Annotated in this window: 21 protein-coding genes and 1 riboswitch; of the genes, 18 read left to right on the top strand and 3 right to left on the bottom strand. The window is 61.8% G+C overall.

Annotated features, from left to right (window positions below):
- Positions 1-372 precede the first annotated feature (372 nt).
- Genes HX868_RS23035 through purM form a run of 3 tightly spaced genes read right to left on the bottom strand, consistent with a single transcriptional unit; the run spans position 373 to position 2,803 of the window.
- A complete protein-coding gene (locus HX868_RS23035; RefSeq protein WP_033900686.1) occupies positions 373-1,086 on the bottom strand; it encodes a DUF3108 domain-containing protein in 714 nt (237 codons plus the stop codon).
- Positions 1,087-1,094: 8 nt separating this feature from the next.
- Positions 1,095-1,745, bottom strand: coding sequence for a phosphoribosylglycinamide formyltransferase (gene purN / locus HX868_RS23030; RefSeq protein WP_177004466.1), 651 nt, complete (start codon positions 1,743-1,745; stop codon positions 1,095-1,097).
- Positions 1,745-2,803, bottom strand: a complete 1,059-nt coding sequence (gene purM, locus HX868_RS23025; RefSeq protein ID WP_177004465.1) for a phosphoribosylformylglycinamidine cyclo-ligase — start codon at positions 2,801-2,803, stop codon at positions 1,745-1,747. The genes purN and purM overlap by 1 nt, the downstream gene beginning before the upstream one ends.
- A 342-nt stretch (positions 2,804-3,145) precedes the next feature.
- Here purM and HX868_RS23020 point away from each other — a divergent pair, with 342 nt between their 5' ends.
- The 18 genes from HX868_RS23020 to HX868_RS22935 all read left to right on the top strand — a co-directional run bounded on the left by HX868_RS23020 (position 3,146) and on the right by HX868_RS22935 (position 19,797).
- A complete protein-coding gene (locus tag HX868_RS23020; RefSeq protein WP_177004464.1) occupies positions 3,146-4,186 on the top strand; it encodes a DUF2066 domain-containing protein in 1,041 nt (346 codons plus the stop codon).
- 32 nt (positions 4,187-4,218) lie between these two features.
- A complete protein-coding gene (locus HX868_RS23015) occupies positions 4,219-5,292 on the top strand; it encodes an AI-2E family transporter (protein ID WP_177004463.1) in 1,074 nt (357 codons plus the stop codon).
- 203 nt (positions 5,293-5,495) lie between these two features.
- The gene (gene hda, locus HX868_RS23010) at positions 5,496-6,200 is read left to right on the top strand and encodes a DnaA regulatory inactivator Hda (RefSeq protein ID WP_010208669.1); all 705 of its coding nucleotides are present in this window, start codon (positions 5,496-5,498) and stop codon (positions 6,198-6,200) included.
- Between the two features lie 213 nt (positions 6,201-6,413).
- Complete coding sequence (locus HX868_RS23005; protein ID WP_016976518.1) at positions 6,414-7,043, top strand: C40 family peptidase; 630 nt, start codon at positions 6,414-6,416, stop codon at positions 7,041-7,043.
- A 144-nt stretch (positions 7,044-7,187) separates the two neighbouring features.
- Entirely contained in the window at positions 7,188-7,727 is a 540-nt protein-coding gene (locus HX868_RS23000) for a C40 family peptidase (protein ID WP_177004462.1), read from the top strand.
- A 97-nt stretch (positions 7,728-7,824) separates the two neighbouring features.
- A riboswitch (cobalamin riboswitch) is annotated at positions 7,825-8,075 on the top strand.
- Between the two features lie 79 nt (positions 8,076-8,154).
- Entirely contained in the window at positions 8,155-8,766 is a 612-nt protein-coding gene (cobO, locus tag HX868_RS22995) for a cob(I)yrinic acid a,c-diamide adenosyltransferase (protein WP_025855821.1), read from the top strand.
- Complete coding sequence (locus tag HX868_RS22990) at positions 8,763-10,094, top strand: cobyrinic acid a,c-diamide synthase CobB (protein WP_177004461.1); 1,332 nt, start codon at positions 8,763-8,765, stop codon at positions 10,092-10,094. The genes cobO and HX868_RS22990 overlap by 4 nt, the downstream gene beginning before the upstream one ends.
- The gene (bluB, locus tag HX868_RS22985; protein ID WP_177004460.1) at positions 10,091-10,741 is read left to right on the top strand and encodes a 5,6-dimethylbenzimidazole synthase; all 651 of its coding nucleotides are present in this window, start codon (positions 10,091-10,093) and stop codon (positions 10,739-10,741) included. The genes HX868_RS22990 and bluB overlap by 4 nt, the downstream gene beginning before the upstream one ends.
- Positions 10,738-11,646 (top strand): adenosylcobinamide-phosphate synthase CbiB, encoded by a 909-nt coding sequence (cbiB, locus tag HX868_RS22980; protein ID WP_016976523.1) that lies wholly within the window; start codon positions 10,738-10,740, stop codon positions 11,644-11,646. The genes bluB and cbiB overlap by 4 nt, the downstream gene beginning before the upstream one ends.
- A complete protein-coding gene (cobD, locus tag HX868_RS22975) occupies positions 11,639-12,628 on the top strand; it encodes a threonine-phosphate decarboxylase CobD (RefSeq protein WP_177004459.1) in 990 nt (329 codons plus the stop codon). Before cbiB ends, cobD begins: the two co-directional genes overlap by 8 nt.
- Positions 12,625-14,076 carry a cobyric acid synthase gene (locus tag HX868_RS22970; RefSeq protein ID WP_177004458.1) on the top strand — a complete coding sequence of 484 codons (1,452 nt, stop codon included), beginning with the start codon at positions 12,625-12,627 and terminating at the stop codon, positions 14,074-14,076. Before cobD ends, HX868_RS22970 begins: the two co-directional genes overlap by 4 nt.
- Positions 14,077-14,508: 432 nt before the next feature.
- Positions 14,509-15,030 (top strand): bifunctional adenosylcobinamide kinase/adenosylcobinamide-phosphate guanylyltransferase, encoded by a 522-nt coding sequence (gene cobU, locus HX868_RS22965; protein WP_177004457.1) that lies wholly within the window; start codon positions 14,509-14,511, stop codon positions 15,028-15,030.
- Positions 15,027-16,082 carry a nicotinate-nucleotide--dimethylbenzimidazole phosphoribosyltransferase gene (gene cobT, locus HX868_RS22960; RefSeq protein ID WP_177004456.1) on the top strand — a complete coding sequence of 352 codons (1,056 nt, stop codon included), beginning with the start codon at positions 15,027-15,029 and terminating at the stop codon, positions 16,080-16,082. The genes cobU and cobT overlap by 4 nt, the downstream gene beginning before the upstream one ends.
- A complete protein-coding gene (gene cobC, locus HX868_RS22955) occupies positions 16,079-16,654 on the top strand; it encodes an alpha-ribazole phosphatase family protein (protein WP_177004455.1) in 576 nt (191 codons plus the stop codon). The genes cobT and cobC overlap by 4 nt, the downstream gene beginning before the upstream one ends.
- 2 nt (positions 16,655-16,656) lie before the next feature.
- Positions 16,657-17,385, top strand: a complete 729-nt coding sequence (locus tag HX868_RS22950; RefSeq protein ID WP_177004454.1) for an adenosylcobinamide-GDP ribazoletransferase — start codon at positions 16,657-16,659, stop codon at positions 17,383-17,385.
- Between the two features lie 42 nt (positions 17,386-17,427).
- Positions 17,428-17,832, top strand: a complete 405-nt coding sequence (locus tag HX868_RS22945; protein WP_038847945.1) for a MarR family winged helix-turn-helix transcriptional regulator — start codon at positions 17,428-17,430, stop codon at positions 17,830-17,832.
- Between the two features lie 63 nt (positions 17,833-17,895).
- Positions 17,896-19,095 (top strand): MFS transporter, encoded by a 1,200-nt coding sequence (locus tag HX868_RS22940; RefSeq protein WP_161630248.1) that lies wholly within the window; start codon positions 17,896-17,898, stop codon positions 19,093-19,095.
- A 150-nt stretch (positions 19,096-19,245) separates the two neighbouring features.
- Complete coding sequence (locus HX868_RS22935; protein WP_122726701.1) at positions 19,246-19,797, top strand: glutathione peroxidase; 552 nt, start codon at positions 19,246-19,248, stop codon at positions 19,795-19,797.

Raw genomic sequence — 19,797 nt, 5'->3', positions numbered from 1 at the left:
TGCTTGCTCCAATCTCTGGTGGATCTGCGGCAAGTCGTCGCAGGCCTTTGTTATATGATTTGTTAGCTTGCTAAGTAAACAGGTTTTGGGCGCAACAATTTATTGCATAAACCGCAACTATCCTGCAGGCCGCGTAAACCGTGGCAATGCGTCGCAGGTCGTTGAGTTTTATGACAGAAGTTTCATGTTCGGGTAGGGCTTGTAGGGTTGGATTGGCCATGCTGCCGCCATCGCCGGCAAGCCGGCTCCTACAGGGGAATGCGTTCAAAATGTAGGAGCCGGCTTGCCGGCGATGGCGATGTAAGCTTCAACGCAATACCTCCAGGCGAAAAAAAGCCCCGCATTCGCGAGGCTCTTTGTTCCAACTACCGGTCAGCTACCTTTGACAGCCTTACCGTCAACAGTGCCGTCCTGCAGCATGATGTTGTATTCCTTGCCATCGGTTTCCACCTGACGCAAGGCAACCAGAATGCCGCCCTGGTCCTTGGCAAACCACATCTGGGTGATGCGCTTGCTCTGAGTCGGGTCACGCACGCGCTCAACCTTGATCGCGTCGATGGAGCCGACCTTGGTCTGGACCTTTTCCGGGCCGATCACGCGGAAGTCGTAGGTGTCGACGTCGGTGCCTTCCACCACGTTGTAGCTCATGCTCTTCTTGCCGGCCGCCACATCGCGCTGCAGGGCCAACTGGTAGGTCGACTTGTCGAGCATGCCACTTTGCAGGGGCACGTTGACCGCGTCCTTGTTTTCAAAGCCGGTGACTTTCTTGGCGGTCTGGTCGAAGTCCAGGTTGATCTTCTTCGCCTTGCCCAGGCCACCGCGTTCGAAGGTGTAGCTCTTCGGTTGCAGGGTGTCCTTGTCGAATTGGATCACGCTGGTTTCGGTGAGGCTGGCGATCATCATGGAGGCCTTGAAATTCAAGGTCCAGGTGCCGTCGCCATTCTTGGCCAGGCTGCGTTCAGCCGAACCACTCATGGGCAACTGTTTCCAGTCGGCGGTGTAGCTTACGGAGAAAGGGTGAAGGTCTGCTGCTTGCACGGCTGGCAAGGCGAACAGCGCAAAAGCGAAGAGCAAGGCGCGACGCATAAAATCTCCTAGGTTCGAATCAAGTGGCCGCTGGCCGCGAGTAACTGACCGTCCAATAATGCACCCTGGTCACCAAGAATCAACCGCCCCTCGGCAAACCAGCGCACGGCCAGCGGGTAAATCCTGTGTTCCTGGGTGTGAACCCGTTGCGCAAGCGTCTGCGCCGAGTCGTCAGACTCTACCGGAACCACTGCCTGTACGACCAGAGGCCCGCCATCGAGTTCCTCGGTGACAAAGTGCACGCTGCAGCCATGCTCGCTGTCGCCGGCATCGAGCGCACGCTGGTGCGTGTGCATGCCTTTGTATTTGGGCAGCAGGGAAGGGTGGATATTGAGCAGGCGCCCTGCGTAATGTCGCACGAAATCAGCGCTGAGGATGCGCATGAAGCCGGCGAGTACCACGAGTTTGGGGTTGAAGGCGTCGATCAGTTCGATCAAGGCGCTGTCGAAGGCCTCGCGACCTTCGAAAGCCTTGTGATCCAGCGAGCGGGTGTCGATACCCGCGTCCCTGGCGCGTTGCAGGCCGTAGGCGTCGCTGCGGTTGGAGATCACCGCAGCAATGCGCACCGGGCTGTCGCCGGTGCGCGTGCTGTCGATCAAGGCCTGCAAGTTACTGCCGGTGCCGGAAAGCAGCACCACGACATCACAGGTCTGAGACATTAATGAGCCTTGAGGTTCTTCAGTTCAACCTGAGCTGCGCCTTCGGCGGCAGTGGCGATCTGACCGATGACCCAAGGCTGCTCGCCGGCTTCACGCAGTACGTTCAGCGCGGTTTCAACGTGCTCTTGCGCCACGCAGATGACCATGCCCACGCCGCAGTTCAGCACGCGGTGCATCTCGGTTTCATCGACGTTGCCTTTCTCTTGCAGCCAGTCGAATACTGCCGGACGCTGCCAGCTGGCCACGTCAACGATGGCCTGGGCGCCTTTTGGCAGCACGCGCGGGATGTTGTCCAGCAGGCCGCCGCCGGTGATGTGGGCCATGGCTTTGACGGCGCCAGTGTCCTTGATCAGCTTGAGCAGAGGTTTGACGTAGATACGGGTCGGGGCCATCAACAGGTCGGTCAGCGGCTTGCCGTCGAGTTGGGTGTTCTCGATCTCGGCGCCGGACACTTCGATGATCTTGCGGATCAGCGAGTAACCGTTGGAGTGCGGGCCGGAGGATGGCAGGGCCAAGAGGGCGTCACCGGCGGCAACCTTGGAGCCGTCGATGATCTCGGATTTTTCCACGACGCCGACGCAAAAGCCGGCCAAGTCGTAGTCTTCGCCTTCGTACATGCCTGGCATTTCAGCGGTTTCGCCGCCGACCAGGGAGCAACCCGACAGTTCGCAGCCAGCGCCGATACCGGTCACCACTTGTGCAGCGGTGTCCACGTTCAGCTTGCCGGTGGCGTAGTAGTCCAGGAAGAACAACGGCTCGGCGCCGCACACCACCAGGTCATTGACGCACATGGCAACCAGGTCGATACCGATGGTGTCGTGCTTGTTCAGGTTCAGTGCCAGGCGCAGCTTGGTGCCCACGCCGTCGGTGCCGGAAACCAGTACAGGCTGCTTGTAGCCGGCCGGGATTTCGCAGAGGGCGCCAAAACCGCCCAGGCCGCCCATGACTTCGGGGCGCGCAGTGCGCTTGGCGACGCTCTTGATGCGTTCGACCAATGCTTCACCGGCGTCGATGTCTACACCGGCGTCCTTGTAGCTCAGGGAGGGTTGCTTGCTCATGATCCAGGCCTTTAGGGGGGATTCAGGGGTAACGACCGAGCGGGCGGGGGCTTTTATAAAGGCCACGCCGTTGACGGTCTGCGAAGGCGCGCGATTTTATCAGGCTTGAGGGGCAGCGGCCATCCTCGGGCCGACGGGCAGAGGTAATAGAGGTTAAAAAAATGCTAATCGGCTCTGCTTCTGCGCGTATTAAGGTATAGCCTTTAATGCGCTAGCGTTATGACAGTACGAAAACTTACCGATACCCTGTGAATGTTTTACCGGTAGCTGTGGTCACAGCCTTGCCACACCGGATTCACGCGGTCTGTTCCAGCCGCTAAATTTGTCGTTCGGGAATCTTCCATGCGTTTGTATCAATTTTTCTTTGCAGGCTGTTTGTCGTTGGTCAGCCTGGCGAGTCATGCCGAAACCCTCAATGGCCTTTATCAAGTACTCGAACCCGTCAGCAGCCAGTCGCCCCAAGAGCGCGACCAGGCCACCCAGCGCGCCGTGCAGACCCTGGTGATCCGCCTGACCGGCGACGCCAAGGCCGCCGACGGCCCGGGCCTGGCGGCCGTTCGTAAAGATCCGCAACAAATCATCAGCCAATACGGCTACGACGCTGGCCCACCGGAAAGCCTGCAAGTGGATTTCGACCCGGTAAGCACTGATCGCGTCTTGCGTGAAGCCGGCTTGTCGATCTGGGGCAGCAATCGGCCGTCGATCCTCGGCTGGTGGCTGAACGACTCCACCGAAGGCAGCAGCCTGGTGGGTGATGGCCAGACCGTCGCCCAGGCACTGCGCCGTGCCGCGCAACACCGGGGCTTGCCGCTGCGCTTGCCTCTAGGCGACCTGGATGAGCAGGTGGTCGCCACCGCGCCGAACCTGGAAAGTGCTGACGCCACACCGTTGCGCGCCGCCTCCGAGCGTTACGGCGCCGACGCTTTGCTGGCCGTGCATGCGCGCCAGGAAGGCAGCCAATGGCAAGCCAAATGGCGCCTGTGGCTGGGCGACAAGAGCGAGCAGGGTACTGCGCAAGGCGCCGACACCGGCGCCGTGGCGGATGCGGTGATGCTGGCAGTCAGTCAGAAGCTCGCGCCGCGGTTTGCGGTCAAGCCCGGCGTGAGCACCGAGCAATTGCTGGAGGTGCAAGGCATGACCCTTGAGCGGTATGCCACCCTGGGTCATTTGCTCGAACCTTTCGGTGGTCAACCACAGCTCGTGGACGGCAATCGCATTGTGTACCGCGTCAACGGCAGTGCCGATCAGTTGCGCACGCAGTTGAGCCTGGCCAAGTTGCAGGAAATCCCTGCCGGTGAGGCGCCGGTCCAACAACCGGTGGCGGATAACACTCAACCTGCAGTTGCCCCAGAGCCTCAGGCGCAGCTGCGTTTTCGTTGGTAACGGTGTTCTTCTATATATAGATGGAGTGGTTTATGGCGGATACGCGTCGTTGGGTGTGGCTTGGCGGGATTGTCCTGCTGTGCGTTTTTGTGTTCCTGCTGCATTCGATCCTGACGCCGTTCCTGGTCGCGTTGCTGCTGGCCTATCTGTTCGATCCGGTGGTGGATCGCCTGGAAAAAGCCGGGTTGTCGCGAACCTGGGGCGTGGTGGCAGTGTTCGCCCTGTTTACCTTGATCATCACGGCGTTGGTGCTGGTGCTGGTGCCGATGCTGGCCAAGCAACTGTTTCGCCTGTATGAGCTGGCGCCGCAGATGCTCGATTGGTTGCAGCACACAGCGATGCCGTGGGCCCAGGCCAAGTTGGGGTTGTCGGATGGTTTCTGGAAGTTCGACAAGGTCAAGGCGGCCATCAGCGAGCATATGGGGCAGACCACCGATATCGTCGGTGTGGTCCTCAGTCAGGCGACGGCGTCCAGCCTGGCGTTGATCGGCTGGCTGACCAACCTGGTGCTGATCCCGGTGGTAGCGTTCTACCTGCTGCGCGACTGGGACATCATGATGGCCAAGATTCGCAGCCTGCTGCCGCGCAATCGTGAGGAGCGCATCGTGTCTCTGGCCGAGGAATGTCATGAAGTGCTTGGCGCCTTTGTACGCGGCCAATTACTGGTGATGCTGGCCCTGGGGATCATCTACGCCGCTGGCTTGATGGCCATCGGCCTGGAGCTGGGCCTGTTGATCGGCCTGATCGCCGGTCTCGCCGCCATCGTGCCGTATATGGGCTTTGTGATTGGTATCGGTGCGGCGTTGGTGGCGGGGTTGTTCCAGTTTGGCGGCGACCTGTACCCGATGCTGGGCATCGTGGCGGTATTCATGGTCGGCCAGGCCCTCGAAGGCATGGTGCTGACGCCGTTGCTGGTGGGTGATCGGATCGGCCTGCACCCGGTGGCGGTGATCTTTGCGATCCTGGCGGGCGGTGAGTTGTTTGGCTTTACGGGCATCCTGCTGGCGCTGCCGGTGGCGGCGGTGATCATGGTCCTGGTGCGCCATGTACACGATTTGTATAAGGATTCGGAGGTGTACACGGGGGTTGAAGACCCCGATCTGTAATCGCTCTGCCACAAACCCGGCCCAAGCCGGGTTTGTTGTTTCTGGGGCCGGGGCGTCAAACAATCTGCGTAAATCCAACAAGTTAACGCAAACCTTTGATTTTGCTTGGGGTCTGTTGCATTGTGCGCCCGGCGTCACGGGTATAAACTTTGCAAACTTTACACAGAGGCCACTAACGGTTCGTTTGGAGCCGTTCAGTCAGCATGAAACCGATTCAGCTGCCCTTGGGTGTGCGTCTGCGTGACGACGCCACCTTTATCAACTACTACCCAGGCGCCAATGCCGCTGCACTCGGCTATGTCGAGCGGCTCTGCGAAGCCGACGCCGGGTGGACCGAAAGCCTGATCTATCTGTGGGGCAAGCACGGCGTAGGGCGTACCCACCTGTTGCAGGCCGCGTGCCTGCGTTTCGAGCAGATGGGCGAACCGGCGGTTTACCTGCCCCTGGCTGAGTTGATGGATCGCGGTATCGGCATCTTCGACCATCTTGAACAGTACGAACTGGTGTGCCTCGATGATTTGCAGGCGATCGCTGGCAAGGCAGAGTGGGAAGAGGCGCTGTTTCACCTGTTCAATCGCTTGCGTGACAGCGGTCGGCGCCTACTGATTGCCGCGTCCACCTCGCCGCGCGAGTTGCCGATCAAGCTGGCCGACCTCAAGTCGCGCATGACCCTGGCGCTGATTTTCCAGATGCGCCCGCTGTCCGATGAAGACAAATTGCGTGCCTTGCAATTGCGCGCATCGCGTCGCGGCCTGCACCTTACAGACGAGGTGGGGCATTTTATTCTCACCCGCGGCACGCGCAGCATGAGCGCGTTGTTCGACCTGCTCGAACAGCTCGATCAAGCTTCCTTGCAGGCCCAGCGCAAGCTGACGATTCCCTTCTTGAAAGAAACCTTGGGTTGGTAGTCTGCCCGCTGTTTTCGCGGCTTTCGGCAGATTCCAGGCGCCAGAAAACCTGCGTTTGAGCCGGTTTGGCTACGCAAAAGGCAGATATAGGGTGTTAAGGGCTTAGATGTCATAGTCCAAACAAGAAGTCACATAGATCACGATTGAATTTGCAAATCGATGTGATAGAGGGCATAGTCTCGTCTTCTTTACATATCAGCCACGGTCGTGCCCATGCTAAATCGCTTCGCACCCCTCGTGCCTCTCGCACTCGTTACCCTGTTGTTTGGTTGCGCCTCCCACCCTCAACAGGTGGCAGAACAGCAAAAACCACAGGTTCAAAATCAGGCAAAATTCGTTGCTGCACAGTCTGCTTCTGTTTATGAAGAAGAGCTGGCAACGGAAAAAGAGCTGGCCAATTTCTCCGGTAGCAAGCCTTACCAGCTTCCTGTTCTGGCCGACAGCATCCTCGAGCGCGGCATGTCCCTGATCGGTACCCGTTACCGTTTCGGCGGCACCTCTGAAGCCGGTTTCGACTGCAGCGGCTTCATCGGCTACCTGTTTCGCGAAGAAGCGGGCATGAACCTGCCTCGCTCCACCCGCGAAATGATCAACGTGGATGCACCGTTGGTCGCGCGCAACAACCTCAAGCCCGGTGATCTGCTTTTCTTCAGTACAGCGGGCCGTGGCCGTGTAAGCCATGCCGGTATCTACCTGGGCGATAACCAGTTTATCCACTCCAGCAGCCGTCGCAGTGGCGGTGTTCGGGTCGATAACCTGGGCGACAGCTACTGGAGCAAAACCTTCATCGAAGCCAAGCGCGCACTCGCCATGGCCCCGACGACGGTTACCGCTAGCAAGTAAACTTAAAGTGATACTTGAAGTTTGACGTGTAAGCGCTAGAATCCCTGGACATTGTTGTAATCCGTTCGCGCGAGCTTTGCTTGCGCGTTCTGGTTTTCAGCGTTCGGCAGCGAAAGCCGCATCCAGACCAGGATTGTTCTGCCCATGTCGACCTCGGCCCGCCTGATTCTTATTGTTTGCGCCGCGCTGCTCAGCGCCTGCGCAAGCCGCCCACCGCCGCCCGCGCCTATCGCGGTGAAGCCTAAGCCGGTGTTCAACTATTCCACCCAGAATTTCTCGCCTGCGGCCGAAGACGTACTCTTCCGCGCGCTGGGCCTGGTCGGCACGCCTTACCGTTGGGGTGGCAACACACCGGACTCCGGGTTTGATTGCAGTGGCCTGATCGGTTTTGTCTTCCGCGACGCTGCTGGCATTTCCCTGCCGCGTACCACCCGTGAACTGATCGTGATGCGCGCGCAGGATGTCAGCGAGCAGAACCTGCAGACCGGCGACTTGCTGTTCTTCGCCACGGGCGGCGGTTCACAGGTCAGCCACGCCGGGATCTACGTCGGCGAAGGCCGCTTTGTGCACGCGCCGCAAACCGGCGGTACAGTGAAGTTGGACACCTTGTCCAAGGCGTATTGGCAGAATGCCTACCTGAGCGCCAAGCGCGTATTGCCGGGGAATCTGGCGCGGAATCCGTAAGAAGCAGCAGCAAGTTTCAAGCTTCAAGCTGCAAGGGGGGTGATGCCTGCTTGCAGCTATCTGCTTGAAGCTTGCAGCTCGCCCCTCAACCTAATACCCTTCGCCGCTTGTTCCAGGTGCTCTGTGACCCATGGGTCGACCGAGTGAAACAGGGAAGCCGGTGAGTGAGCGCACTTGTACACAGTGCCGCCGCGATTCCGGCGCTGCCCCCGCAACGGTAAATGAGTCAAGACGCTGCCTTTTGCCACTGTATCGCTCGCGATATGGGAAGGCGCAGCGTCGGTCTGCGCGTCTATAAGGCGCGCGCCACTCATGAGCCCGGAGACCGGCCTGCAACATCCAACAGCATCACGGTGGGCGATGCTTGGCTGTCTGTTTTTTCTTTTTCCTGCCCGCCGTTTTTGTCCAGCCCCAACGGAGAGCTGCCATGACCGATTCCCCCGACCGCGACGAACGCCACCTGGCGCGCATGCTGCGCAAAAAAGCCGTGATCGATGAACGCATCGCCAATTCCCCGAACGAGTGCGGCCTGCTGCTGGTGTTGACCGGCAACGGCAAAGGCAAGAGCAGCTCCGCGTTCGGCATGCTGGCCCGGGCCATGGGCCACGGCATGCAGTGCGGCGTGGTGCAGTTCATCAAGGGGCGCAACAGTACGGGTGAAGAGTTGTTCTTCCGCCGTTTCCCCGAGCAAGTGCGCTTTCATGTGATGGGCGAAGGCTTTACCTGGGAAACCCAGGACCGCCAGCGTGACATCGCCGCCGCCGAAGCCGCCTGGGCGGTCTCCCGCGAACTGCTGCAAGACCCGGCCATCGGCCTGGTGGTGCTGGACGAATTGAACATCGCCCTCAAGCACGGCTATCTCGACCTGGACCAGGTCCTCAGCGACCTGCAAGCACGCCCGCCGATGCAACACGTGGTGGTCACCGGTCGTGGCGCCAAACCCGAGTTGATTGAAATGGGCGACACCGTCACCGAAATGGGCATGCTCAAGCACGCGTTCCAGGCCGGTATAAAGGCACAGAAGGGCGTCGAACTTTGAATCAGCCCCGTCATTGCCCGGCCGTCTTGATCGCCGCACCGGCGTCCGGCCAAGGCAAAACCACCGTCACCGCCGCGCTCGCCCGCTTGCACCGCAACTTGGGGCGCAAGGTGCGCGTGTTCAAATGCGGCCCGGACTTTCTTGACCCCATGATCCACGAGCGCGCCAGCGGTGCGCCGGTGTATCAATTGGACATGTGGATGGTGGGCGAGCAGGAAAGTCGCCGCTTGCTGTGGGAAGCGGCGGGGGAGGCGGACCTGATCCTGATCGAAGGCGTGATGGGCCTGTTCGACGGCACGCCATCCAGCGCCGACCTGGCGCGACACTTCGGCGTGCCCGTCTTGGGCGTGATTGACGGCACCGCCATGGCCCAGACCTTTGGCGCGTTGGCCCTGGGGCTGGCGCGTTATCAGCCAGATTTGCCGTTCGCCGGCGTACTGGCCAACCGCGTCGGCACCCTGCGCCATGCGCAATTGCTCGAAGGCAGCCTCACCGAAGGCCTGCGCTGGTACGGCGCGCTGTCTCGCGAGACCGGTATCGAACTGCCTAGCCGTCACTTGGGTCTGGTGCAGGCGAGCGAACTGAATGATCTCGATGTGCGCCTGGACGCCGCCGCTCAAGCGCTGGGCAGCAGTTGTGAAGTCGCCTTGCCGCCGCCAGTGACCTTTGCTGCACCGGAAGTGATCGAAGCCAAGCCACTGCTCAACGGCGTGCGCATCGCCGTGGCCCGTGACGAAGCCTTCGCGTTCACCTATGGCGCCAGCCTTGACCTGTTGCGGGCAATGGGCGCTGAGCTGACGTTTTTCTCGCCGATCCACGATCGTCAGTTGCCGGACGCCGACAGCCTCTACCTGCCCGGTGGTTACCCGGAACTGCACCACCAGGCGCTGTCGGAAAATACCCCGATGCTTGACGCCATCCGCGCTCATCATGCCGCCGGCAAACCGCTGCTCGCCGAATGCGGCGGCATGCTCTACCTGTTGGACTCGCTGACTGATGTCGACGGCACTCGCGCCGAACTGGTCGGCTTGCTGCAAGGCGATGCGGTAATGCAGAAGAAGCTCGCGGCCTTGGCGCTGCAAAATGTCGACTTGCCTGAAGGCACGCTGCGCGGCCATACCTATCACCACTCCCTGACCACCACCGAGTGGCAACCGATTGCCCGTGGCCTGAGCCCGAATGGCGGGCGCGGTGCCGAGGCGGTTTATCGCCAGGGGCGGATGACGGCGTCCTACGTACATTTCTATTTCCCCTCGAATCCCCAGGCGGTGGCCGCATTGTTCGCGCCCGATCTTGTAGGAGCCGGCTTGCCGGCGATGAGGCCATGACCGACAACGCCTTTCCCGAGGCCGACCGCCAGGCCGTTTACCGCGCCATCGCCGAACGCCGCGACATGCGCCACTTCAGCGGCGGCACTGTCGCCCCCGAATTGCTCCACCGCTTGCTCCAGGCCGCGCACCAGGCACCCAGCGTCGGCCTGATGCAGCCCTGGCGTTTTATCCGCATCAGCGACCGCCCGCTGCGTGGGCAGATTCAACAGTTGGTGGAAGAAGAACGCGTACGCACCGCCGAAGCCCTGGGCGAGCGCTCCGATGAGTTCATGAAGCTCAAGGTCGAAGGCATTCACGACTGCGCCGAAGTGCTAGTGGCGGCGTTGATGGATGATCGTGAGCGGCACATCTTTGGCCGGCGTACCTTGCCGGAAATGGACATGGCGTCATTGTCCTGTGCTATCCAGAATCTGTGGCTGGCGGCCCGTGTCGAAGGGCTGGGCATGGGCTGGGTCTCGCTGTTCGAGCCCCAGGCCCTGGCTGATCTGCTGGGTTTGCCGCCCGGTGCGAAACCGTTGGCCGTGCTTTGCCTGGGGCCGGTGGCCGAGTTCTACCCGGCACCGATGTTGCAGCTCGAAGGCTGGACCGAGCCTCGGCCGCTGAGTGACATGGTGTATGAGAATGGGTGGGGAGTGAGTCAATGAGTGTGGCCTTGCTGTGTGTCGCTGCAGTCGCGCTGGATGCGCTGCTGGGCGAACCCAGGCGCTGGCATCCGCTGGTGGCGTTCGGCAATTTCGCAGGGCGCATCGAGCAACGTTTCAATACTGGTGGTCGCGGCTGGCGCAGCCATGGCGTGACTGCATGGTTTATCGCCGTGGTGCCGCTGACTCTGCTGGCCACGGCGTTATCCTGGGCACCTTACATCGGCTGGGTATTGGAGATCCTGGCGCTGTATTGCGCCCTTGGCATGCGCAGCCTCGGTGAGCATGTGATCCCGGTGGCCCAGGCCTTGCGCAGTGATGACCTGGAAGAAGCACGCAAGCGCGTGAGCTACCTGGTGAGCCGTCAGACCAGTGAACTGGACAGCACTGAAGTCGCCCGCGCCGCCACCGAGTCGGTGCTGGAGAACGGCAGCGATGCGGTCTTTGCTGCGATTTTCTGGTTTGTCGTCGCAGGCGTCCCGGGCGTGGTGCTTTACCGCCTGAGCAACACCCTCGACGCGATGTGGGGCTATCGCAACGAACGCTTCGAACGTTTCGGCTGGGCCGCGGCAAAGATCGACGACGTGCTCAACTACATTCCTGCGCGCCTGGTGGCCTTGACCTACGCCGTACTGGGCAAGACGCGCCTGGCGCTCAAATGCTGGCGCACCCAAGGCCCGACCTGGGACAGCCCTAACGCCGGTCCGGTCATGGCGGCCGGTGCCGGCGCCCTGGGCGTGGAGTTGGGCGGTGCCGCGATCTATCACGGCGAAGTGCATCAGCGTCCGCAATTGGGCGAGGGCCCGGCGGCGGATGCCGATTCCATCGAGCGGGGCTGGCAACTGGTGCAGCGCGGCGTATGGTTGTGGCTGCTGATCCTATGCGCGGGGGCGCAATTCTATGCTTGAGCACGGTGGCCGGCTGCGCAAGGCGGCGATTCAATACGGGATAGCCGAGGCCGATTGGCTTGACCTGTCCAGCGGCCTCGCGCCCTGGCCCTGGCCGATCCCCGAGATCCCCCTGCGGGCCTGGGCGCGCCTGCCGGAAACCGACGATGGCCTGGAGCGGGCCGCCAGCGAATACTACGGCGCTGCACACCTGTTGCCAGTGCCCGGTTCCCAGGCCGCCATCCAGTTGCTGCCTCGTCTGCGCCGCGCCGGCAAAGTCGGCGTGTTGTCACCGTGCTACGCGGAACACGCCGAAGCCTGGCGCCGCGCCGGCTATGTGGTGCGCGAAGTGCAGGAGCAGGAAGTCGACTTCTTTCTCGATGGGCTCGACGTGCTGGTGGTGGTCAACCCCAACAATCCCACCGGCCTGAGCCTGACCCCGCAACGCTTGTTGGACTGGCATTCGCGGCTGGCCCAGCGCGGCGGTTGGCTGGTGGTGGACGAAGCGTTCATGGACGTCACCCCGCAACTGAGCCTGGCGGGCCAGGCCCACCAGGTGGGCCTGATCGTGTTGCGCTCGTTCGGCAAATTCTTCGGCCTGGCCGGGGTGCGGCTGGGTTTTGTGTTGGCCGAGCGCAAGCTGCTCAAGTTGCTGGCCGAGCAGGTCGGCCCCTGGGCGGTCAGCGGACCGACGCGAGTGTTGGGGCAGGTGTGCTTGCGCGACACGGCCGGGCATGTGCGCCAGCGCACGCGTTGCATCGAGGCGGGCCAGCGTCTGTTTGCCTTGCTGGAGCGCCACGGCTTCCAGCCCCAGGGCGGCTGCGCGTTGTTTCAATGGTTGATCACGCCCCACGCCGAACGCCTGCACGAATTCATGGCCCAACGCGGCATTTTGCTACGGCTGTTTGTCCACGACAGCAGTCTGCGCTTTGGGCTGCCCGACAGCGAGGCTGACTGGCTACGCCTGGACCAAGCCCTGGTCGCTTATAAGGACGCCACATGAGTACGCTGATGGTGCAAGGCACCACCTCCGACGCCGGTAAAAGCACCTTGGTGACGGCGCTGTGCCGCTGGCTGGTGCGCCAGGGCGTGGCGGTGGCGCCGTTCAAGCCGCAGAACATGGCGCTCAACAGCGCCGTGACCGCCGAAGGCGGCGAGATCGGCCGCGCCCAGGCCGTGCAGGCCCAGGCCGCTCACCTGGCGCCGCACACCGACATGAATCCGGTGTTGCTCAAGCCCAACAGCGACACCGGCTCCCAAGTGATCATCCATGGTCGCGCTGTCACCAGCATGAACGCGGTGGCCTATCACGATTACAAAGCCATCGCGATGCAGGCGGTGCTGGCCTCCCACGCTCGCTTGAGCCAGGCCTACCCGGTGGTGATGGTGGAAGGTGCGGGCTCCCCGGCGGAGATCAACCTGCGCGCCAATGACATCGCCAACATGGGCTTTGCCGAAGCGGTGGATTGCCCGGTGTTGCTGATCGCCGATATCAATCGCGGCGGGGTGTTTGCCCATCTGGTCGGCACCCTGGAACTGCTGTCGCCCACGGAACAGGCGCGGGTCAAAGGTTTCATCATCAACCGTTTTCGCGGTGACATCGCGCTGCTGCAGCCCGGCCTGGACTGGCTGGAAGCGCGCACCGGCAAGCCGGTGGTGGGCGTGTTGCCCTACGTGATGGACCTGCACCTGGAAGCCGAAGACGGTATCGATCAGCGCCAGATCGACAAGGCGGCCCAGGTACTCAAGGTGGTGGTGCCCGTGCTGCCGCGCATCAGCAACCACACGGATTTCGACCCGTTACGCCTGCATCCCCAAGTGGATCTGCAATTTATTGGGCCTGGCCAGCCGATCCCGGCTGCCGACCTGATCATCCTCCCCGGCTCGAAAAGCGTGCGCAGCGACTTGGCCTATCTGCGCGCCAACGGCTGGGACACGGCTGTAGCGCGGCACTTGCGCTATGGCGGCAAGGTGCTGGGTATTTGCGGTGGCCTACAGATGCTTGGCGAGCAGGTGCATGACCCGTTGGGCCTGGAAGGGGCTGCCGGTTCCAGCGATGGCCTGGGGTTGCTGGCGTTCAGCACCACGCTGGAAGAAGAGAAGCAGTTGCGTAATGTGCGTGGGCGGTTGGTGCTGGAGGATGCTGAGATCAGTGGTTATGAGATTCATGCGGGTGTGACGTCTGGCGAAGCATTGCTTAACGCTGCTGTGTTGTTGGATGACGGTCGCACGGACGGTGCTCAAAGCGCTGATGGACAGATCCTTGGTACTTACCTGCACGGGTTGTTCGAAAAGCCGGCGGCGTGTAGTGCCTTGCTGCGCTGGGCTGGATTGCAGGACGTGCAGGCAGTGGATTATCACGGGTTGCGTGAGCGTGATATCGAGCGTCTGGCGGACCTGGTGGAAAACCATTTGGATACCGAGTTGTTACGCAAGCTGTGTGGGGTTTGACGGTGAGTATGCGGTCTCAGTGTGGGAGCAGGCTTGCCCGCGAATGCGGTGTGTCGGTGTACATATCCATTCCTGCGGTAACCGCCACCTATGGCTCCGCTCTTACAGCGGCTCACTTTTGGAAAGGCCCAAAAGTAAGCAAAAGGCCTTCGCCCCACCACTCGGCACCTCGCCTAGGCTCGGTGTGCCCTCACTCCGGCTTGAATCCGTGGGCCGCCGCGATGGGCCATCCTTGGCCCAGCGCGGCTAACCCGGCGTCCTGCCGGGTTACCCACGGATTCAAGCCTGCGTTCGGCCAGCGTGTTTGACGGGGCGCCTCAGATCAAGATCAAAAGCCAGATCAAAAGCAGATTGGCTTTTCTGTAGGAGCGGGCTTGCCCGCGATGGCGGCCTGACTGCCAACCAAATCCTAGCAGCCCAAGGTGCGATCCCATGCTCCAACTAATACTCGGTGGCGCCCGTTCCGGTAAAAGCCGCCTTGCCGAAAAGCTAGCCAGCGACAGTGGTTTGCCCGTCACTTACATCGCCACCAGCCAACCGCTGGATGGTGAGATGAATCAGCGCGTCGCGCTGCATCGCCAGCGTCGCCCTGACCATTGGGGCCTCATCGAAGAACCCGTCGAACTGGCTCGTGTACTACGCGAAAATGCGGCTGTCGGGCAATGCCTGCTAGTGGATTGCCTGACCCTTTGGCTGACCAATCTGCTGATGCTGGAGGACCCGGATCGCCTGGCGTCCGAACGCGATCAATTGCTGGACACCCTCGCCACGCTGCCGGGTGAAATCATTTTTGTCAGCAACGAGACCGGTCTGGGTGTCGTGCCGCTGGGCGAATTGACTCGCCGCTATGTGGATGAAGCCGGTTGGCTGCATCAAGCCTTGGCCGAGCGCTGTCAGCGTGTTGTCCTGACGGTTGCCGGCCTGCCCCTGACTTTGAAAGGTACTGCGTTATGACTGACACCTGGTGGCTCAACCCTTGTAAGGCGATTGACGCCCAAGCGTACGAACACGCGCTGGCGCGCCAGCAGCAATTGACTAAGCCGGCCGGCTCTCTCGGGCAGCTGGAGGCGCTGGCGGTGCAATTGGCGGGCTTGCAGGGCCAGGTCAAACCGTTGGTGGATCACGTGTGGATTGCCATCTTCGCCGGTGACCACGGCGTGGTCGCGGAAGGCGTGTCGGCGTTTCCTCAGGAAGTCACCGGGCAGATGCTGCTCAACTTTGTCAGCGGTGGCGCGGCCATCAGTGTGTTGGCGCGGCAGCTGGACGCACAGTTGGAGGTGGTCGACCTCGGCACGGTCACGCCGTCCCTGGACCTGCCCGGTGTGCGTCACCTGAATATCGGCGCGGGCACCGCCAATTTCGTCAACGGCCCGGCGATGACCGTGGCTCAGGGGCAGCTCGCCCTGCAGGCCGGCCGCGACAGTGCGCGGCGTGCGTTGGAGAGCGGGGCGCAACTGTTTATCGGTGGCGAGATGGGCATCGGCAACACCACCGCCGCCAGTGCGCTGGCATGTGCCTTGCTCGATTGTCAGGTCAGTGATCTCACGGGGCCCGGTACGGGTTTGAATGCCCAAGGCGTCAGCCACAAGGTGGCCGTGATCGAGCGTGCCCTGGCGCTGCACGCCGGTCAGCGTGGTGATGCGTTGCAGACGCTGTTCAATCTGGGCGGCTTTGAAATTGCCGCGCTGGTGGGCGCCTACCTGGCCTGCGCCCAGGACGGCATCGTGGTGCTGGTGGATGGCTTTATCTGCACCGTGGCGGCGCTGGTCGCGACTCGCTTGAACCCGGCCTGCCGTGAATGGCTGGTGTTCGGCCATCGCGGTGCCGAGACCGGCCATCGTCATGTGTTGCAAAGCCTCGACGCGCAGCCGCTGCTGGAACTGGGCCTGCGCTTGGGCGAAGGCAGCGGCGCGGCGCTGGCAGTTCCGTTGTTGCGTCTGGCGTGTGCATTACACGGGCAGATGGCGACCTTCGCCGAAGCCGCCGTGGCAGACCGCCCGGCATGACTTTGCGCCTGGACCTGTTGCGTCATGGTGAAACCGAGTTGGGCGGCGGCCTGCGCGGTAGCCTGGACGATGCCCTCACCGCCAACGGCTGGGCGCAGATGCGCGCGGCCGTGGTGGCGCAGGGGCCCTGGGACCGTCTGGTCAGCTCGCCGCTGCAACGCTGCGCGCGGTTTGCCGAGGAGTTGGGGGCTCAGTTGAAGCTGCCGGTGACCCTGGAAAAGGATCTGCAAGAGCTGCACTTCGGTGCCTGGGAAGGGCAGAGCGCGGCGGCCTTGATGGAGACCGACGCCGAAGGGCTGGGGTTGTTCTGGGCTGACCCCTACAGCTTTACGCCACCGGAAGGGGAGCCTGTCAGCGCCTTTTCCGACCGGGTCCTGGGCGCTGTCGCACGCTTGCATCAGGCCTATGCCGGTGAGCGTGTGTTGTTGATCAGTCATGGCGGTGTCATGCGTCTGCTACTGGCGCAAGCACGTGGTTTGCCGAGGCAGCAATTGCTGAACGTCGAAGTGGGCCATGGCGGGCTGTTCAGTCTGCACGTCGCTGCTGACGGCTCCCTGAAGGAAGGGGGGTAGACATGTTGCCCTTCTGGATCGCCCTGCAATTTCTCAGCAGCCTGCCGATTCGTCTGCCGGGTATGCCGCAGCCTCAGGAGATGGGGCGCTCGTTGCTGTTTTATCCTGCGGTTGGCCTGTTGTTCGGCGTGCTGTTGTGGGGGCTGAACGCGGTCTTGATGGGCGCGCCGTTGTTGCTGCATGCCGCACTGCTGCTGGCGGCCTGGGTGTTGCTCAGTGGTGGCCTGCACCTGGACGGTTTGGCGGACAGCGCCGATGCCTGGCTCGGCGGTTTTGGCGACCGCGAGCGCACGCTGACGATCATGAAGGACCCACGTAGCGGGCCGATTGCCGTAGTCACCCTCGGGTTGGTGCTGCTGCTCAAGTTCACCGCGTTGGTGGCCTTGATCGAGCAGCGCAACGGCGCCGCACTGATCCTGGCGCCGCTGATCGGCCGCGCGTCGATGCTGGCGCTGTTTCTCACCACGCGCTATGTACGTGCTGGAGGGTTGGGCCAAGCATTGTCGGATCATTTACCGAGAATAGTCGGCCAACAGGTACTGATCCTCAGTGGTTTGGCCTGCATCCTCATTGGCGGCTTCAGTGGCGGGATGGCTGTACTGCTCGCTGTGATCTGCTTCCTAGGGCTGCGCCAGCTGATGGTCAATCGGCTGGGTGGCACCACGGGCGATACCGCAGGCGCCTTGCTGGAGCTGCTGGAAGTCGCGGTTCTGGTCGGCCTGGCGCTGTAACACTTTCTTGCATTTCATTAATCGCGGGTATATACACCTTCCATGCTTGCTTCCCAATGTTTGTGTACCAACCTGCGACGTGCCGCCCGTGGCGTCAGTAGGCATTACGACGGCGCCTTGGATGGCTTCGGGATCAACGTCGCCCAGTATTCTTTGCTGTGTAACTTGCAGCGCCTCGATCAGCCGAGCATTTCCAGCCTGGCGGAAGCCATGGGCCTGGATCGCAGCACCTTGGGGCGCAACCTGCGGGTGTTGGAAGGCGAGGGCCTGGTGCGGTTGGTGGAAGGCGATGACCTGCGCAACCGCCTGGTGATGTTGACCGAGGACGGTGAAGCACGACTGGCCGCGGCATTGCCCGCCTGGGAAGCGGCGCAGCAGAAATTGATCGATCAACTTGGCGCGGAAAAACGCGAAACCTTGTTGGCCTTGCTGGACGAACTCGCCTGAGCGCGGATTTGTTCGAATACAAGCGGGTATATACCCGCGAGCGGAGAATAAGAAATGACCTCGATGTGGCGCACCAGTGGCTGGATTCTTGTAGGGAGTGCGCTGATCCTGGCGTTGTCGTTGGGCGTGCGGCACGGTTTCGGCCTGTTCCTGGCACCGATGAGCAGCGAATTCGGCTGGGGCCGTGAGACCTTCGCCTTTGCCATCGCCTTGCAGAACCTGATCTGGGGCCTGGCGCAACCGTTCACCGGCGCCCTGGCTGACCGCTTTGGCGCGACTAAAGCGGTGTTCGTCGGCGGCGTCCTGTACGCGGCGGGCCTGGTGTTGATGGGCATGTCCGATTCGGCGTGGTCGTTGTCCTTAAGTGCCGGCTTACTGATTGGTATCGGCCTGTCCGGCACCTCGTTCTCGGTGATTCTTGGTGTGGTCGGCCGGGCCGTGGCGCCGGAAAAACGCAGCATGGCCATGGGGATTGCGAGTGCTGCGGGTTCGTTTGGTCAGTTCGCCATGGTGCCGGGCACCTTGGGCTTGATCAGTTGGTTGGGCTGGTCTGCGGCATTGCTGGCACTGGGCCTGATGGTGGCGCTGATTCTGCCGCTGGTGGCGATGCTCAAGGACCGGCCATTGCCGGTGCTGGCGGGTCAGCAAACCTTGCGCGAAGCCTTGAAGGAAGCCTGTTCCCATTCCGGGTTCTGGCTGTTGGCCTTCGGTTTTTTTGTCTGCGGTTTCCAGGTGGTGTTTATCGGCGTGCATTTGCCGGCCTACCTGGTGGATCAGCACTTGCCGGCCACCGTTGGCACCACCGTGCTGGCGCTGATTGGCCTGTTCAATATCTTCGGCACCTACACCGCCGGCTGGCTCGGTGGGCGCATGTCCAAACCGCGCTTGCTGACTGGGCTGTACCTGTTGCGGGCGGTGGTGATCGTATTGTTCCTGTGGGCGCCGGTCACTGAGGTCACCGCCTATCTGTTTGGCATGGCGATGGGCTTCCTGTGGCTGTCTACCGTTCCGCTGACCAACGGCACCGTCGCCACATTGTTCGGTGTACGAAACCTCTCCATGCTCGGTGGGATCGTGTTCCTGTTCCACCAACTCGGTTCGTTCCTGGGTGGCTGGCTGGGCGGGGTGGTCTATGATCGAACCGGCAACTACGATTTGATCTGGCAGGTCGCGATCCTGCTGAGCCTGCTGGCTGCGGCCCTGAATTGGCCGGTACGCGAGCGGCCAGTGGCGCGATTGCAGGCGCAGATGGAGGCGGCATGAGCATAGCGATACGCGGGTTGATACTCGCCGCGGTGTTGGTCTTGATGTTGCTGGCCTGGTGGGGCTGGCAAAACGGCGGGCTGGCGTTGATGCAACTGAGTATGTCGATCTGTTAAGTTCGTGGTTTGACTACTTTCAAGGACACACGACATGCAGATGCGGTGGCTTGCTGTACCCGTCCTGATGGCTATTGGCAGTGCTGCGCTGGCTGCCAGTTGCCCGCCGCTGCTGGAAGGCCAATTGCCCAAGCTGCGCGCTAAGGAATCCATCGACCTGTGCCAGCGCTTTGCCGGCAAGCCCCTGGTCATCGTCAACACCGCCAGCTTTTGCGGGTTCGCCCCACAATTCAAAAGCCTCGAAGCCTTGTACCAGCGTTACAAGGGCGAAGGGCTGGAAGTGATCGGCGTGCCGTCGGATGACTTCAAGCAGGAAGCCAAGACCGGCGAAGAAACCGCCAAGGTCTGCTACGTGAATTACGGCGTGACGTTCACCATGACCGAGCCACAGAAGGTCAAGGGGCCGGATGCGGTGCATTTATTCAAGGTGTTGGCGCAGCAGACCGACGCGCCGCCGAAGTGGAATTTCTACAAGTACGTGGTGGATCGGCAGGGCAAGGTGATCGCCAACTTTTCCAGCCTCACCAAGCCGGACAGTCCGGACATGATCAAGGCGGTAGAGGAGGCGATAGCGTCCAAGCCTTGA

Origin of the sequence: Pseudomonas reactans (genome assembly GCF_013385825.1) — a bacterium.
GTDB lineage: Bacteria > Pseudomonadota > Gammaproteobacteria > Pseudomonadales > Pseudomonadaceae > Aquipseudomonas > Aquipseudomonas reactans.
Note: the sequence above shows the minus strand (reverse complement) of the source record. Positions and strands in the feature narration are given on the sequence as shown.

What these genes read in the sequence shown, in the direction of transcription:
- HX868_RS23035 (WP_033900686.1), bottom strand. Translation starts at nt 1,086, where the DNA reads ATGCGTCGCGCCTTGCTCTTCGCTTTTGCGCTGTTCGCCTTGCCAGCC.
- purN (WP_177004466.1), bottom strand. Translation starts at nt 1,745, where the DNA reads ATGTCTCAGACCTGTGATGTCGTGGTGCTGCTTTCCGGCACCGGCAGT.
- purM (WP_177004465.1), bottom strand. Translation starts at nt 2,803, where the DNA reads ATGAGCAAGCAACCCTCCCTGAGCTACAAGGACGCCGGTGTAGACATC.
- HX868_RS23020 (WP_177004464.1), top strand. Translation starts at nt 3,146, where the DNA reads ATGCGTTTGTATCAATTTTTCTTTGCAGGCTGTTTGTCGTTGGTCAGC.
- HX868_RS23015 (WP_177004463.1), top strand. Translation starts at nt 4,219, where the DNA reads ATGGCGGATACGCGTCGTTGGGTGTGGCTTGGCGGGATTGTCCTGCTG.
- hda (WP_010208669.1), top strand. Translation starts at nt 5,496, where the DNA reads ATGAAACCGATTCAGCTGCCCTTGGGTGTGCGTCTGCGTGACGACGCC.
- HX868_RS23005 (WP_016976518.1), top strand. Translation starts at nt 6,414, where the DNA reads ATGCTAAATCGCTTCGCACCCCTCGTGCCTCTCGCACTCGTTACCCTG.
- HX868_RS23000 (WP_177004462.1), top strand. Translation starts at nt 7,188, where the DNA reads ATGTCGACCTCGGCCCGCCTGATTCTTATTGTTTGCGCCGCGCTGCTC.
- cobO (WP_025855821.1), top strand. Translation starts at nt 8,155, where the DNA reads ATGACCGATTCCCCCGACCGCGACGAACGCCACCTGGCGCGCATGCTG.
- bluB (WP_177004460.1), top strand. Translation starts at nt 10,091, where the DNA reads ATGACCGACAACGCCTTTCCCGAGGCCGACCGCCAGGCCGTTTACCGC.
- cbiB (WP_016976523.1), top strand. Translation starts at nt 10,738, where the DNA reads ATGAGTGTGGCCTTGCTGTGTGTCGCTGCAGTCGCGCTGGATGCGCTG.
- cobD (WP_177004459.1), top strand. Translation starts at nt 11,639, where the DNA reads ATGCTTGAGCACGGTGGCCGGCTGCGCAAGGCGGCGATTCAATACGGG.
- HX868_RS22970 (WP_177004458.1), top strand. Translation starts at nt 12,625, where the DNA reads ATGAGTACGCTGATGGTGCAAGGCACCACCTCCGACGCCGGTAAAAGC.
- cobU (WP_177004457.1), top strand. Translation starts at nt 14,509, where the DNA reads ATGCTCCAACTAATACTCGGTGGCGCCCGTTCCGGTAAAAGCCGCCTT.
- cobT (WP_177004456.1), top strand. Translation starts at nt 15,027, where the DNA reads ATGACTGACACCTGGTGGCTCAACCCTTGTAAGGCGATTGACGCCCAA.
- cobC (WP_177004455.1), top strand. Translation starts at nt 16,079, where the DNA reads ATGACTTTGCGCCTGGACCTGTTGCGTCATGGTGAAACCGAGTTGGGC.
- HX868_RS22950 (WP_177004454.1), top strand. Translation starts at nt 16,657, where the DNA reads ATGTTGCCCTTCTGGATCGCCCTGCAATTTCTCAGCAGCCTGCCGATT.
- HX868_RS22945 (WP_038847945.1), top strand. Translation starts at nt 17,428, where the DNA reads ATGCTTGCTTCCCAATGTTTGTGTACCAACCTGCGACGTGCCGCCCGT.
- HX868_RS22940 (WP_161630248.1), top strand. Translation starts at nt 17,896, where the DNA reads ATGTGGCGCACCAGTGGCTGGATTCTTGTAGGGAGTGCGCTGATCCTG.
- HX868_RS22935 (WP_122726701.1), top strand. Translation starts at nt 19,246, where the DNA reads ATGCAGATGCGGTGGCTTGCTGTACCCGTCCTGATGGCTATTGGCAGT.